General features: G+C 67.8%; 15 protein-coding genes. 9 read left to right on the top strand and 6 right to left on the bottom strand.

Annotated features, from left to right (window positions below; all coding sequences use genetic code 11):
- Window positions 1-11: 11 nt before the first annotated feature.
- On the bottom strand, window positions 12-1,373 hold the full coding sequence (locus FSZ13_RS05735; RefSeq protein ID WP_145478409.1) for an MFS transporter: 1,362 nt from the start codon (window positions 1,371-1,373) through the stop codon (window positions 12-14).
- 89 nt (window positions 1,374-1,462) lie between these two features.
- Here FSZ13_RS05735 and soxR point away from each other — a divergent pair, with 89 nt between their 5' ends.
- The gene (gene soxR / locus FSZ13_RS05730) at window positions 1,463-1,897 is read left to right on the top strand and encodes a redox-sensitive transcriptional activator SoxR (protein WP_186308841.1); all 435 of its coding nucleotides are present in this window, start codon (window positions 1,463-1,465) and stop codon (window positions 1,895-1,897) included.
- Between the two features lie 6 nt (window positions 1,898-1,903).
- On the opposite strand, the gene proC is transcribed toward soxR, so the two are convergent.
- Both proC and FSZ13_RS05720 read right to left on the bottom strand, forming a co-directional pair.
- On the bottom strand, window positions 1,904-2,725 hold the full coding sequence (proC, locus tag FSZ13_RS05725) for a pyrroline-5-carboxylate reductase (RefSeq protein ID WP_145478408.1): 822 nt from the start codon (window positions 2,723-2,725) through the stop codon (window positions 1,904-1,906).
- 42 nt (window positions 2,726-2,767) lie between these two features.
- Window positions 2,768-3,454 (bottom strand): YggS family pyridoxal phosphate-dependent enzyme, encoded by a 687-nt coding sequence (locus tag FSZ13_RS05720; RefSeq protein ID WP_428999968.1) that lies wholly within the window; start codon window positions 3,452-3,454, stop codon window positions 2,768-2,770.
- A 165-nt stretch (window positions 3,455-3,619) separates the two neighbouring features.
- On the opposite strand from FSZ13_RS05720, the gene FSZ13_RS05715 reads away from it, so the two are divergent.
- The 5 genes from FSZ13_RS05715 to FSZ13_RS05695 all read left to right on the top strand — a co-directional run bounded on the left by FSZ13_RS05715 (window position 3,620) and on the right by FSZ13_RS05695 (window position 7,771).
- The gene (locus FSZ13_RS05715) at window positions 3,620-4,657 is read left to right on the top strand and encodes a type IV pilus twitching motility protein PilT (protein WP_070208322.1); all 1,038 of its coding nucleotides are present in this window, start codon (window positions 3,620-3,622) and stop codon (window positions 4,655-4,657) included.
- A gap of 126 nt (window positions 4,658-4,783) precedes the next feature.
- Complete coding sequence (locus tag FSZ13_RS05710; RefSeq protein ID WP_070206700.1) at window positions 4,784-5,926, top strand: PilT/PilU family type 4a pilus ATPase; 1,143 nt, start codon at window positions 4,784-4,786, stop codon at window positions 5,924-5,926.
- A 116-nt stretch (window positions 5,927-6,042) separates the two neighbouring features.
- On the top strand, window positions 6,043-6,636 hold the full coding sequence (locus FSZ13_RS05705) for a hypothetical protein (RefSeq protein ID WP_145478407.1): 594 nt from the start codon (window positions 6,043-6,045) through the stop codon (window positions 6,634-6,636).
- A gap of 94 nt (window positions 6,637-6,730) precedes the next feature.
- The gene (locus tag FSZ13_RS05700) at window positions 6,731-6,940 is read left to right on the top strand and encodes a DUF4287 domain-containing protein (protein WP_145478406.1); all 210 of its coding nucleotides are present in this window, start codon (window positions 6,731-6,733) and stop codon (window positions 6,938-6,940) included.
- 123 nt (window positions 6,941-7,063) lie between these two features.
- Entirely contained in the window at window positions 7,064-7,771 is a 708-nt protein-coding gene (locus tag FSZ13_RS05695) for a YitT family protein (protein WP_186308840.1), read from the top strand.
- An 81-nt stretch (window positions 7,772-7,852) separates the two neighbouring features.
- On the opposite strand, the gene FSZ13_RS05690 is transcribed toward FSZ13_RS05695, so the two are convergent.
- Window positions 7,853-8,395 carry a DNA-3-methyladenine glycosylase I gene (locus FSZ13_RS05690; RefSeq protein WP_145478405.1) on the bottom strand — a complete coding sequence of 181 codons (543 nt, stop codon included), beginning with the start codon at window positions 8,393-8,395 and terminating at the stop codon, window positions 7,853-7,855.
- Window positions 8,392-10,182 (bottom strand): DUF4153 domain-containing protein, encoded by a 1,791-nt coding sequence (locus FSZ13_RS05685; protein WP_145478404.1) that lies wholly within the window; start codon window positions 10,180-10,182, stop codon window positions 8,392-8,394. The genes FSZ13_RS05690 and FSZ13_RS05685 overlap by 4 nt, the downstream gene beginning before the upstream one ends.
- Before the next feature lie 79 nt (window positions 10,183-10,261).
- Here FSZ13_RS05685 and FSZ13_RS05680 point away from each other — a divergent pair, with 79 nt between their 5' ends.
- The 3 genes from FSZ13_RS05680 to FSZ13_RS05670 are packed head-to-tail and all read left to right on the top strand — an operon-like array spanning window position 10,262 to window position 12,255.
- The gene (locus FSZ13_RS05680; RefSeq protein WP_145478403.1) at window positions 10,262-10,828 is read left to right on the top strand and encodes a YqgE/AlgH family protein; all 567 of its coding nucleotides are present in this window, start codon (window positions 10,262-10,264) and stop codon (window positions 10,826-10,828) included.
- Window positions 10,821-11,288: a Holliday junction resolvase RuvX gene (ruvX, locus tag FSZ13_RS05675; protein ID WP_145478402.1), complete on the top strand. Its 468-nt coding sequence runs from the start codon at window positions 10,821-10,823 to the stop codon at window positions 11,286-11,288. Before FSZ13_RS05680 ends, ruvX begins: the two co-directional genes overlap by 8 nt.
- Before the next feature lie 16 nt (window positions 11,289-11,304).
- Window positions 11,305-12,255 carry an aspartate carbamoyltransferase catalytic subunit gene (locus tag FSZ13_RS05670; RefSeq protein ID WP_145478401.1) on the top strand — a complete coding sequence of 317 codons (951 nt, stop codon included), beginning with the start codon at window positions 11,305-11,307 and terminating at the stop codon, window positions 12,253-12,255.
- A gap of 162 nt (window positions 12,256-12,417) precedes the next feature.
- On the opposite strand, the gene FSZ13_RS05665 is transcribed toward FSZ13_RS05670, so the two are convergent.
- Window positions 12,418-12,882: an REP-associated tyrosine transposase gene (locus FSZ13_RS05665; protein WP_145478400.1), complete on the bottom strand. Its 465-nt coding sequence runs from the start codon at window positions 12,880-12,882 to the stop codon at window positions 12,418-12,420.
- Window positions 12,883-13,059: the final 177 nt, after the last annotated feature.

The following is a 13,059-nucleotide window of genomic DNA, read 5'->3' as shown; positions in this document are numbered from 1 at the left end:
AAGGCGTGGCTCTACGCCCGCCGTGCCACCACCACGCTGGCGGCGGCCAGCAGCAGCATGATCGCGAACGTCTGCAGGTAGCCCAGGGTCACGTCCACCGACAGCATCCACGCGAACAGCGACCCGGACACCGCCAGCGTAGTGGCCACGCCCAGCGCTTCGCTCAGCTGCAGTGCCGAGGTGTTCGCGCCTTGTTCGGCCTGCGGCGACAACGACAGGGTCAGCACCGACAGGCTGGGATAGATCAGGCCCATGCCCAGCCCGGTCAATGTCCATCCGGCCAGCGCCAGCCACAGCGGCACGCCCGGCTGGATCGCCAGCGCGGTGCCGATGATGCCCGCGCACATCAGCAGCGCGCCGGCGATCAGCAGTTGGCGACGCGCCAGGCCCTGCCAGCCATGGCCCTGGAACCACGAGCCGCTGAACCAGCCGAGTGCGCCCAGGCTCAATGCCACCCCCGCCAGCAGCGGGCTCAGCCCGCGCTCGCGTTGCAGCAGCAGCGGCAGGAACGCTTCGCAACCGAAGAAGGCCGACGCCGCGATGCCGCGCAGCGCGATCACGCTGGGCAGGCCGCGGCGCAGCCGCAGCGTACCCGCCGGCAACAGCTTCCAGCTGCACAGCGCCAGCAGCGCAATGGCCGGCAGCAGCACCGCCAGCGCCGGCCACCCGACCTGCTGGCCACCCACGTACAGCAGCAGCGCGCCGAGGGATGCGCCGATCGCCCAGCGCACCACGCGGCGGCCGGCACCTGCGCCGGCGCTCGTCGGCGGCACCGCGCGCAGTGCCGGCCGCAACAGCAGCGCGGCCGGGATAGCAAGCAGCGGCACGCCCAGGAACACCCAGCGCCAGCCCAGGTGCTGCACGATCAGGCCGCTGATCGCCGGGCCGACCAGCGATGGCACCACCCAGCCGGCCGAGAACGCGGCGAACACGCGTGGCCGCAGCGACTCGGGGAAAGTGCGGCCGACCAGCACGTACAGCGCCACCGAGATCGCGCCGGCGCCCAGTCCCTGCAGCAGGCGGCCCAGCACCAGCACCGCCATGTGCTGCGCCAGCCCGGCCACCAGCAGCCCGGCGATGAAGCAGGCCAGGCCCAGCCACAACGGCCGTGCCGGGCCCGCGCGGTCGCTCCAGCGCCCGGCCAGGGTCATGCCGATCACGCTGGTGGCCAGGGTGCCGCCGAAGGCCAGCGCGTACAGTCGCAGTCCGTCCAGGTCGTGGGCGACGGTCGGCATCGCCGCCGCCACGGCCAGCGCTTCGAACGCATGCAGCGATACCAGCGCGACCATGCCGATGGTGGTGGCGCGGTAGCGTGGCGAGAGGATCGAGGCAGGCGCATCGGCGGCAGGCAGTGAAGCGACATCGGAAGACATGCGGGATCCAGGCAACGGGGAAGCGGGGCGCTTGCGGTGCGCAACGGGGTGCCGCACGATGACACCTGAACCAAGGTTGAGGTCAAGCAGTGATCGCGCAGGAGTTGAGTGTAGGCGAGGTGGCACGACGCAGCGGCGTGGCGGTATCGGCGCTCCACTTCTACGAGCGCAAGGGGTTGATCCGCAGCCTGCGCACGGCCGGCAACCAGCGCCGTTTCGGCCGCGACGTGCTGCGCCGGCTGGCGGTGATCCGCGTGGCCCAGCGGGTCGGCATGCCGCTGGAGGCGGTGGCGCATGCGTTCGCCGCGCTGCCGGAGAACAAGACCCCGACCCGCGCGGAGTGGGCGAAGATGTCGGCGCGCTGGCGCGCCGAACTGGATCAGCGCGTCGAGGAACTGCTGATGCTGCGCGACCAGCTCACCGACTGCATCGGCTGCGGCTGCCTGTCATTGAAGCGCTGCCGCCTGGCCAACCCGGGCGATGCATTGGCAGAGCAGGGCGACGGTGCGCAGCGCTGGGGGTGAACCCGATCAGTCGTTGGCCGCCGACAACGCCTGCCCCCGTCGCGTCGCCGCGTCGATCGCGCGCGCCACGATCGCCTCGAAATCCTCGCCCTGGAAACTCTCGATGGCCGCCTGCGTGGTGCCGTTGGGCGAGGTGACGCGGCGACGCAGCTCGGCTGGCGCCTCCCCGGATTCGTCCAGCATGCGGCTGGCGCCGAGCAGGGTCTGTACCACCAGGGTGCGCGCGGCGTCGGCCGGCAGGCCTTGTGCGATGGCGGCAGCCTCCATGGCTTCGGCCAGCAGGAACACGTAGGCCGGCCCGCTGCCGGAAACGGCGGTGACCGCGTCCATCCGCGCTTCGTCATCGATCCACACGGTACGCCCGGCGCTGGCAAGCACCTCATCGGCCTGGCGGCGCTGCTCCGCGCTCACGCCAGCGGTGGCAAACAGCCCGGTGACGCCGGCGCCCAGCAGGGCCGGGGTGTTGGGCATGGCGCGCACCACCGCGCCGCCGCCGCCCAGCCAACGCTGCAGCTGCGCGCTGGTGATGCCGGCGGCGATGGAGACCACCAGCGGCGCCTTCCCCTGGGCGATATCGGCCACCCCGGCGCAGACATCGCGCAGTACCTGTGGCTTCACCGCAAGCACCCAGACCGTGCCCTGCGCGGCAGCTTCGGTGGCGCTGGCATACGTTTTGACGCCGAACTCGGCGGTGAGCTGGCTGCGCAGTTCGACAACCGGTTCGGCTACATGGATGTGGCCCGGCGCAGTGCCCTGGCGGACGAGGCCGGCGATCAGGCTGCGGGCCATGTTGCCGCCGCCGATGAAGGTGATCGAAGTGGGGGTCATGTGGGGTCCTCGGTCAGGTGGGGCAGCGGGGAGAGCCCCGCTCTACTGTGGATCGGGTCGGTGGCGTGCGCCGAACAGGGCGGTGCCGACGCGGACCATGGTCGCGCCGTGGGCAATGGCCTCGGGGTAGTCCCCGCTCATGCCCATCGACAGGGTGTCGACCTGCGGGTGCCCGGCCGCGAGGTCGCTAAACAGCGCGTGCATGCGTTCGAAGGCCTGCGCGCGGCGAGCGGCGTCGGGCCAGGGGGCGGGGATGGCCATCAGCCCGCGCAGGCACAAGCGCGGCTCGGCAGCGATGGCGGCCGCCAGCGCCGGAACGGCGTCGGGGCTGCAGCCGTGTTTGCTGTCTTCGTCGTCGATATTGACCTGTACCAGCACGTTCAACGGCGGCAGCGCGGCGGGGCGGTGTGCGGCCAGGGCCTTCACCAGTTTGGCCCGGTCCACGCTCTGCACCCAGTCGAAGCGTTGCGCGGCCAGGTCGGCCTTGTTCGACTGCAGGTGCCCGATCAGGTGCCACTCCAGCCCGAGTGCGGCCAGCGCATCGATCTTCGCCACGGCTTCCTGCACGTAGTTCTCGCCGAACGCCTGCTGGCCCTCCGCCGCCAGCTGGGCGACAGCTTCGGCCGGCTGGGTCTTGGAGACCGCCAGCAGGCGCGGCGTTGGCCGCCCGGCGGCCGTGGCCGCGTTGTGCAGGTTCAGCAGCAGGGTGGGCAGGGGCAGGGCGGTCACGGGCAGGGCACTCACGGGGCAGGCGGACAACGGGCCGCTTAGGCAAGGAACAGCTCTGGAAAGAGGCCGCTCCGAAAAGAAGATTTTCAGGTGGATCAGGGAGGCTATACTGCCGACCGGGGAAAGATCCTTCCAGTCGCAGCAGTCTATGGGGAGTAGCAGCGTATGGATATCGCCGAACTGTTGGCGTTTTCCGTGAAGAACAAAGCGTCGGACCTTCATCTGTCGGCAGGCCTGCCGCCGATGATCCGCGTGGACGGCGATGTCCGTCGCATCAATATTCCGGCCCTGGACCACAAGCAGGTCCATGCGCTCGTTTACGACATCATGTCGGACAAGCAGCGCCGCGATTACGAGGAATTCCTCGAAGTCGACTTCTCGTTCGAGATTCCCAGCCTGGCGCGCTTCCGCGTCAACGCGTTCAACCAGAACCGTGGCGCCGGTGCGGTGTTCCGTACCATTCCGTCCGAAGTGCTCACCCTGGAAGACCTGGCCGTGCCGCCGATCTTCCGTGAGCTGATCGACCAGCCGCAGGGCCTGATCCTGGTCACCGGCCCGACCGGTTCGGGCAAGTCGACCACGCTGGCGGCGATGATCGACCACATCAACAAGAACGAATACGGCCACATCCTCACCGTCGAGGATCCGATCGAATTCGTGCACACCTCGCAGAAGTGCCTGATCAACCAGCGCGAAGTGCACCGCGACACGCACGGCTTCAACGAAGCGCTGCGTTCGGCACTGCGTGAAGACCCGGACATCATCCTGGTCGGCGAACTCCGCGACCTGGAAACCATCCGCCTGGCGCTGACCGCCGCCGAAACCGGCCACCTGGTGTTCGGCACCCTGCATACCAGTTCGGCGGCCAAGACCATCGACCGCATCATCGACGTGTTCCCCGCCGGCGAAAAGCCGATGGTGCGCTCGATGTTGTCCGAGTCGCTGCGTGCGGTCATTTCGCAGGCCCTGCTGAAGAAGGTCGGCGGTGGCCGTACCGCAGCGTGGGAAATCATGGTGGGCACCCCGGCCATCCGCAACCTGATCCGCGAGGACAAGGTGGCGCAGATGTACTCGGCGATCCAGACTGGCCAGCAGATGGGCATGATGACGCTCGACCAGCACCTGCAGGACCTGGTCAAGCGCAGCCTGATCACGCGCAACCAGGCCAAGGAATACGCCAAGGACAAGCGCATCTTCGAGTAAAAACAGCGCCGAAGAGAACGGCAGGAGCCGTTCTCAACGTCGCGAAGCGACGGCCCGTAGGGTGCCCGGCAGGATGCCGGGCATAACGTTGGCCGGCCCTCGGCAAGGCATCCGGAGTCCACCGCAATGAACACCACCAGCACCACCATCGACTTCACCTCGTTCCTCAAGCTGATGGCGCACCAGAAGGCGTCGGACCTGTTCATCACCGCGGGCATGCCGCCGGCGATCAAGGTCAACGGCAAGATCTCGCCGATCACCCAGACCCCGCTCACGCCACAGCAGAGCCGCGACCTGGTGTTGAACGTGATGACGCCGGCGCAGCGCGAAGAATTCGAAAAGACCCACGAGTGCAACTTCGCCATCGGCCTTTCCGGTGTCGGCCGCTTCCGCGTGAGCTGCTTCTACCAGCGCAACCAGGTCGGCATGGTGCTGCGCCGGATCGAGACGCGCATTCCCACCGTGGAAGAGCTGAGCCTGCCGCCGATCATCAAGACGCTGGCGATGACCAAGCGCGGCATCATCCTGTTCGTGGGTGCCACCGGTACCGGCAAGTCGACCTCGCTGGCGGCGATGATCGGCTACCGTAATCTGAACTCTACCGGGCACATCATCACCATCGAAGACCCGATCGAATTCGTGCACAAGCACGAAGGCTGCATCATCACCCAGCGCGAAGTCGGCATCGACACCGACAGCTGGGAAGCGGCGCTGAAGAACACCCTGCGCCAGGCCCCGGACGTGATCATGATCGGCGAGGTGCGTACCCGCGAGGGCATGGACCACGCCATCGCATTCGCCGAAACCGGCCACCTGGTGCTGTGCACCCTGCATGCCAACAACGCCAACCAGGCGATGGACCGCATCATCAACTTCTTCCCGGAAGACCGCCGCAACCAGCTGCTGATGGACCTGTCGCTGAACCTCAAGGGCGTGGTCGCGCAGCAGCTGATTCCTTCGCCGGACGGCAAGTCGCGCAAGGTGGCGATGGAAATCATGCTGGGCACGCCGCTGGTGCAGGATTACATCCGCGACGGCGAGATCCACAAGCTCAAGGAAGTGATGAAGGAGTCGGTGCAGCTGGGTATGCGCACCTTCGACCAGAGCCTGTTCGAGCTGTACCAGGCCGGCGAGATCAGCTACGAAGACGCGCTGCGGTATGCCGATTCGCAGAACGAGGTGCGCCTGCGCATCAAGCTCTCGCAGGGTGGCGACGCACGTACGCTGTCGCAGGGACTGGACGGGGTGGAGATTTCCGAAGTCCGCTGAACCCGCGGATGCGGAAAAAAGGGCGCGTACGGTGCAATGCCGGCGCGCCTTTGTTGCACGTGGTGTTTCAAGGGGCCGGCACCATGCCGGTGACACTGCCAATGATGAGAATGCACATGGAATTGCATGATCCGTACCGCGCACCGGCCACGTTCCCGGTGCCACCCGCACTGCCGCGCACCTTGCCCGAAACCGGCGTCCGCGCCCAGCCGATCAGCGAGGCGGCGGCATACTACTCGCCGTCGTCGATGAAGCTGGTGGTGTTGTCGCTGACCACGCTGGGGCTGTACGTGGTGTATTGGTTCTGGCGCAACTGGCAGGCGATCCAGCGCGAAACCGGGGGAACCCAGTGGCCGTGGGCCCGCGCGCTGTTCTCGCCGCTCTGGGCGTACCTGTGTTTCCGCGAGCTGCGTGACGCCGCCAGCAACCGCAGGCGCGATCTCGCCTTCGCGCCGGGGCTGCTGGCAGTGACCTACTTCCTGCTCAACCTGGCCGCGCGCCTGCCCAACGCCGGATGGCTGCTGGCCCTGTTCGTCTTCGTTCCGCTGCTGCCGGTCAACAGCCTGCTGCGGCGCTACCACCAGGACGAACGGGTGGACACCGAACGCATGGACCGCTTCGGCGCCCTGCATATCCTGGTGGCCGTCGTCGGGGGCCTGTTCCTGCTGCTGCTGTTCGTTGCGATGTTCCTGACCAACGGCGGCAGGTAGCAGGGAGTCACTGCGCCGGGGCGGTGGGCCCGCATGTCGATTCCAAAGCTGTCGGGACGTCGTAATGGATGAACCCATCTGCGAGGAAACGGTCATGAGCGACACCGCCCCGGTCAAAGGCCCTGCGTCGTATTTCCCCTCCATTGAGAAGACCTATGGCCAGCCCGTTGGCCATTGGCTCGCCCTGCTGGCTACCCAGGGGGGGCTGAAGCACATGGCGCTGGTGGGGTTCCTGAAGGAGCAGCATGGCCTGGGCCATGGGCATGCCAATGCGCTGGTGGCCCATCATCTGAAGGCGCGGTAGGGCTGGCGCGCACGACCAACGGTCGTGCGCTACCGGGGCGGCGGGCGGGATGAATCGATTTCACCTGCAACTGTCACGCCGATCGTGTCTAATACCGCTCCCCACGTGTCTGGCCCCACCCCCATGTCCCTTGAATCCCATGGCCCCGCGCCGTGCGACGACGCCGACGGCCATCTGGTCACCGCAGGCCCGCTGACGCCGCCGCCGGACAGCGCCGGCACCGTGGCCGATGAAAAAGCGCTGCGCCATTCGGTGGCCGAAGACGTGCAGGGCATGATCCTGGCCACGCTGGTGGCCTCGCTGGGGCTGGCGATCTTCGCCAAGGGCGGGCTGATGATCGGCGGCATGGCCGGGCTGGCGTTCCTGGCCCACTACGCCTTCGACTGGAACTTCGGCCTGGTGTTCGTGCTGGTCAACCTGCCGTTCTACTGGGTGGCGGTGCGGCGCATGGGCTGGGAATTCACCCTGAAGACCTTCGCCGCGGTCACCGCCTGCGGAGTGCTGACCGACCTGCTGCCGCGCTGGGCCGATTTCGCCCACATGAGCTCGCTGTATTCGGCGCTGGTCGGTGGCGCGCTGGCCGGGCTGGGCATCCTGTTCTACATCCGCCACCGCGCCAGCCTGGGCGGCATCGGCATCCTGGCGGTGTACCTGCAGCGCACGCGCGGCTGGAGCGCCGGCAAGGTGCAGATGTCATTCGACACCCTGCTGATGGGCGTGGCGTTCTTCGTGCTGTCGCCGGACAAGGTGATGTACTCGGCGATCGGCGCGGTGGTGCTCAGCCTGGTGCTGATGTTCAACCATCGGCCCGGCCGCTACATGGGCGTTTGACGGGGGCGGCGCCGACTCAATCGACCCGGGGCGCCGCACCCCGGTAGCGCCGGCCGTTGGCCGGCCCAGGCGATGCCGGGCTCATCGCGATGCAGCGGCCCACGGCGGTGGAATCTTCGCCAACCGCCTGTACACCGGGCAGTCCTTCGCGTGCGCCCCCGGCAGGTAGCCCAGGCTCATCAGGAACTCGCCGGTGATCTCGCCGCCGGTGAAGCGGAAGGTCTTCTTGAACAGCTTCACCCACTCGGCCTTGTCGCGCGGATGGTGTGCGTCGAGCCAGGCCGCGAAACTGCCGTGGCTGGCCCGCAGCTGCTGGATCACCTGCGCGTTGTGGATCGCCGCGTGCACCTTGAGCCGGTTGCGGATGATCCCGGGATCGTTGAGCAGGCGCTCCACCTCGCGCTCGCCGTAGCCGGCCACGGTGTCCACGTCGAACTGGTCGTAGGCCGCGCGGAAGCCTTCGCGCTTCTTCAGGATGGTCTCCCAGCTCAGCCCGGCCTGGTTGATTTCCAGCAGCAGGCGCTCGAACAGCTCGCGTTCGTCGCGCTGCGGGAAGCCATATTCGTGGTCGTGGTAATGCCCGTGGACCGGATGTCCCGGGGCGATCTGGCAGTATCCGCTCATGGCTGTTCGTCTTCCGCAGGGAGCTCGTCAATCGCGATTCTACGGCCCCCACCCACCGACAGCTGCGGCCAGCGCGGGTGGTGCACCTGCAGTTCACCCTGCAACAGCGGGTCCTGCGCCGGGTTGTCGCGCGCCTCGGCGGACAGCGGAAGCTCCAGCGAGCCAGCGTCGCGCCATGCCCCCCCGTCCCGCACATGCAGCTGGCAGAGCGCGCCGCCCCACTCGGGCTCACGGCAGAGCAGCATTTCGTCCAGGCCGTCCCCATCCAGGTCACGGCGCAGCGCGATGCAGCGTACGTCCAGTTTCAGGCATCTGGCGTTGTCGACGGTCCCGGCCAGCACGGCCTGCCACCAGTCGGGGTCGGGGGCGATGCTGCCCTTGGCCAGGAGCAGCTGCTGCTGCAGCATGGCGAGCTCGCTGATGCTGCCTTGGCGCTGGCCATGCGCGCGGCCCAGTGGGTCGTCGCTCAGCACGTTGGCGAGCAGGGTGCGGGCGCGCAGGTCGGCGCTGAAACGCGGGTCGGCCTGCAGGGTGTGCAGCACGTCCACGCCGCGCCGGCCGTAGTCGAAGCGCAGGTTGATGGCGTCGCTGCGCTGGATCTCCGGCGCCGCGGCCTGCAGGCGGGCCGTCTGGCTGGCCAGGCTGATCCGGATCGGATCCAGCACCGGCGTGTTGGCCAGCACCGCCACGCCCAGCACCGCCCAGCACATCCAGCGGTTGACCGGCTCGATCCGCTGCAGCCAGCGCCCCTGTCGGTGCAAGGCCGCCACGGCATAGCCGAGCGCATAGCCGCTGAGCAGCAGCGCGGCCAGCAACGCCCAGAAGCGTTCCTGGGTGAAGCCGTACTGGTGGATGCGCAGTGCCATGGCGTACAACGCCAGCGCGGCATAGACCGGCAACGCCACCAGGCTCGCTTCGACCAGGCGGCGCAGCCACGCCGGGTAGGCGGGGCTGTCGCTTTCGTGCTGGTAGACCGCGTTGCAGAAGACCACCAGCAGCATCACCAGGATCAACAGCACCGTGGCGGCCGAACGCGTGCGCCACAGTGGTTCCAGCCCGGTGAACGGCAGGCAGACCACGAAGATCACCGCGATGAACGCCAGCAGTGGCAGCAGGCCACGGGCCACCGCGAACAGCACCTGCCGGATCACCTGGATGGCGCGGTCCTGGGTGCGTCCGATCAGCACGCCGAAGCCGAACAGCATGCCCGTGGCGAGCGCGATGAACGCTTCTTCGCGGAACAGATCGCGGAAGAAGTGGATGTCCACCAGGTCGAACAGGGCCGCCCACAGCCACAGCAGCAGCCAGGTCAGTCCGGTGAACGCCACCGCCAGCGCCAGGGTCAGGCCGTTCTGCCAGGCGCGTTCGAACAGCGCCGCGTAGGTCGCCTTCCATGAACCGTGCTGCAGGCGGAACTGCCACCACGGCAGCGCCACGAATACGGCGATCGCCATGCACAGCGAGAACGGCATCAACAGCGGCCCCTGGCGCAGGCCGTCGGTGACGCCGCCCAGGTTCCAGCCGATCCAGCTGGCCAGGGCCAGCACCAGCGCGGAGGCCAGGGCTGCATGCAACCACAGCCTGCGATCGCGCAGGTCGACCACGGTCAGGGCGACTGCGGTGGGAATGCTGAGCACCCACGTGTACCAGCGAAGGCGGGAGCCGAAGGCCTGGAACGGCCAGCTGTCCGACGCGTCCTGTATCGCGTACAGCAGCAGGCCCTGCAGCAGTGCGATCAGCACGATCATGCCGCGGGTGGCCAGGGGAAGTGGTGGCGACTGGTGCATCGTGGGCATCCCTGCGTGAGTGAACGCATCCTAGCCCAGGCTCACGCCCGTGTCCGGACGCAGCGGGTAGAATGGGCCCATGTCCAGGTTGCCTACCACTCTTGCCCATCACCTGCTGGTCGCGTTGCCATCGCTGACCGATCCCACCTTCGCGCGCACGGTGGCGCTGATCTGCCAGCACGACGAAAACGGTGCGATGGGCGTGCTGGTCAACCAGCCGTCCGAATACACGCTGGGCGATGTGCTGGCACAGATGGAGATCCAGACCGACGACCGGGTCCTGCGCGACCAGGTGGTGCTCAACGGCGGCCCGGTCCATCCCGAGCGCGGCTTCGTCATCCATGACGATGCCAGCGGCTGGGACTCGAGCCTGCAGGTCGGCCAGGGCGTGTACCTGACCACGTCACGCGACATCCTCGAAGCCATGGCCCGCGGCGAAGGCCCGCGCCATGCGCTGGTCACGCTGGGGTGTGCCGGCTGGGCCGAGGGCCAGCTGGAAGCGGAGATCGCCGACAACAGCTGGCTCACCGTGCCCGCCGATGCCGAACTGCTGTTCGACACCCCGTTGGAGCAGCGTTGGCAGGGCGCGGCCTCGCGCATCGGCGTGGACTTGTTCCGGCTGACCGACTACAGCGGCAATGTCTGAGCCGGCGACCATCCGCCGCGACGGCACCGTGCTCGGCTTCGACGTCGGCTCGCGCCGGATCGGCGTGGCCATCGGCAGTTCGTTCGGCACCCACGCCCGCGCCATCGCGGTGGTGGACGTGCACGGCAACGGCCCGGACTGGACCGCCGTGGAAAGGCTGGTCAAGGAGTGGCGGCCCGACGGCCTGGTGGTGGGCGATCCGCTTACCTTGGACGGCCAGGACCAGCCCAACCGCAAGCGCGCGCAGGGTTTCGCCCGCCAGCTGCGGGAACGTTTCAAACTGCCGGTGGTGCTGGTCGACGAGCGTTCCAGCTCGGTCGAAGCCGCCCGCCGCTTCGCCGTCGAACGCGCCGAAGGCCGCAAGCGTCGCCGCGATGCGGCCACGTTGGATGCGGTGGCCGCGGCGGTGATCATCGAACGCTGGCTGTCCTCGCCCGACGACGCCACCCCCGTTTCCTGACCCCCAGACCCTGCCCATGACCGCCTCGCAACTCGATTCCGACGGACGCCTGCGCCACCTGCTGACCCTGGAAGGTCTGCCCCGCGAAACCCTGCTGCAGCTGCTCGACCGCGCCGGCCAGATCCGCGACGCCGCGGTCGGTCGGGTCGGCAACAAGCGCCACGTGCTGGGCGGTTCGGCGGTGTGCACGCTGTTCTTCGAACCCTCCACCCGCACCCGCAGCTCGTTCCAGCTGGCCGCGCAGCGGCTGGGTGCGGACGTGCTCAACTTCGACGCCTCCACCTCGTCCACGCGCAAGGGCGAAACCGCCTGCGACACGCTGAAGAACCTGGAGGCGATGGGCGTGCGTGGCTTCGTGGTGCGTCACCCGGATGACGGTGCCGTGGCCGAACTGGCCGCCGCGGCGGGCGAGGGCACCGCGCTGATCAATGCTGGCGACGGCCGCAGCGCGCACCCGACCCAGGGCCTGCTGGACATGCTGACCCTGCGCCAGGCCAAGGGTGGCGATTTTTCGAAGATGAAGGTGGTGATCGTCGGCGACGTGAAGCACTCGCGCGTGGCCCGCACCGACCTGCATGCGCTGCGCACGCTGGGCGTGGGCGAAATCCGTGTCTGCGGCCCGCAGTCGCTGCTGCCGGACGACGACACCCTGAAGGGCTGCATCGTCGGCCAGGACTTCGACCAGATGCTGGAAGGCGCCGACGCGCTGATGATGCTGCGCCTGCAGCGCGAGCGCATGGAAGAGGGCCTGGTGCCATCGATCGAGCAGTACCACGCGCAGTACGGCCTGGATGCCAGGCGCCTGAAGCGCGCCGGCCAGGACGCCGCCGTGCTGCACCCGGGCCCGATCAACCGCGGCGTGGAAGTGACCGACGAAGTGGCCGACGGCCCGCAGTCGTGGGTGCTGCGCCAGGTCGCCAACGGCGTGGCCGTGCGCATGGCGGTGTTGGAGACGTTGTTGGGGTGATGGGAGGTATCGACCAACGGTCGATACCTACCGCGGTCAAAGAACGTCGCCGGTAGGCGACGACCGTTGGTCGTCGCGCGGGGAAAACGACCGCCACACGCCGGTAGGCGACGACCGTTGGTCGTCGCGGACCATGCGCAGGCATCGACCAACGGTCGATACCTACCGGGAATCTTCGTCCAACGGCCATCGGCACCACGCGAACGGATACTCACCGATCCGGCTCGCCAGCCCGGCTCGTGCGGGATTCTCCATGACGTAGAAGGCGTGGCGCCGAAATGATTCGTCCGAGCGCAGGCAGTGGTCGTGATACCCGGTCTGCCACACCCGGCCCCGACGATGATGCAGACGGTTCAGCAGCAGGGCGCTCCGTGATTTGAATCGTTGTGCCACATAGGAAAGCGGCCGTTCCCCTAGCTGGAACAGCCAATGCACATGATCGGGCATGACCACCCACGCCAGGGATTCGGTGAGACGTTGTTCATCCATTTGTGGAAACAGTCCCGCGACGACGCTTGCGTTCGCTGGATCGCTGAACCATGGTCTTCGATGTTCGCAGACCATGGTGAGCTCATACGCATGATGGACCATTGAGACACGGCCGATGCGGAGGCGAGGGCTGTTCATGCAGCGATTGTTGTCGCTGCGGTGTAACGACGTTATCGGTGTCCGCCTCGTTTCACCGTCGGGGACTGTCGTAGTCAGGTATCGACCAACGGTCGATACCTACCAAGGGCGTCGGTGGGTCCGGAGTATCCGCGGATCGCGCCGTATCGACCAACGGTCGATACCTACCGGTAGGCG

It is taken from the genome of Stenotrophomonas rhizophila (assembly GCF_007667275.1).
Lineage (GTDB): Bacteria > Pseudomonadota > Gammaproteobacteria > Xanthomonadales > Xanthomonadaceae > Stenotrophomonas > Stenotrophomonas maltophilia_AE.
This window is presented reverse-complemented; position numbering and strand designations above follow the sequence as displayed.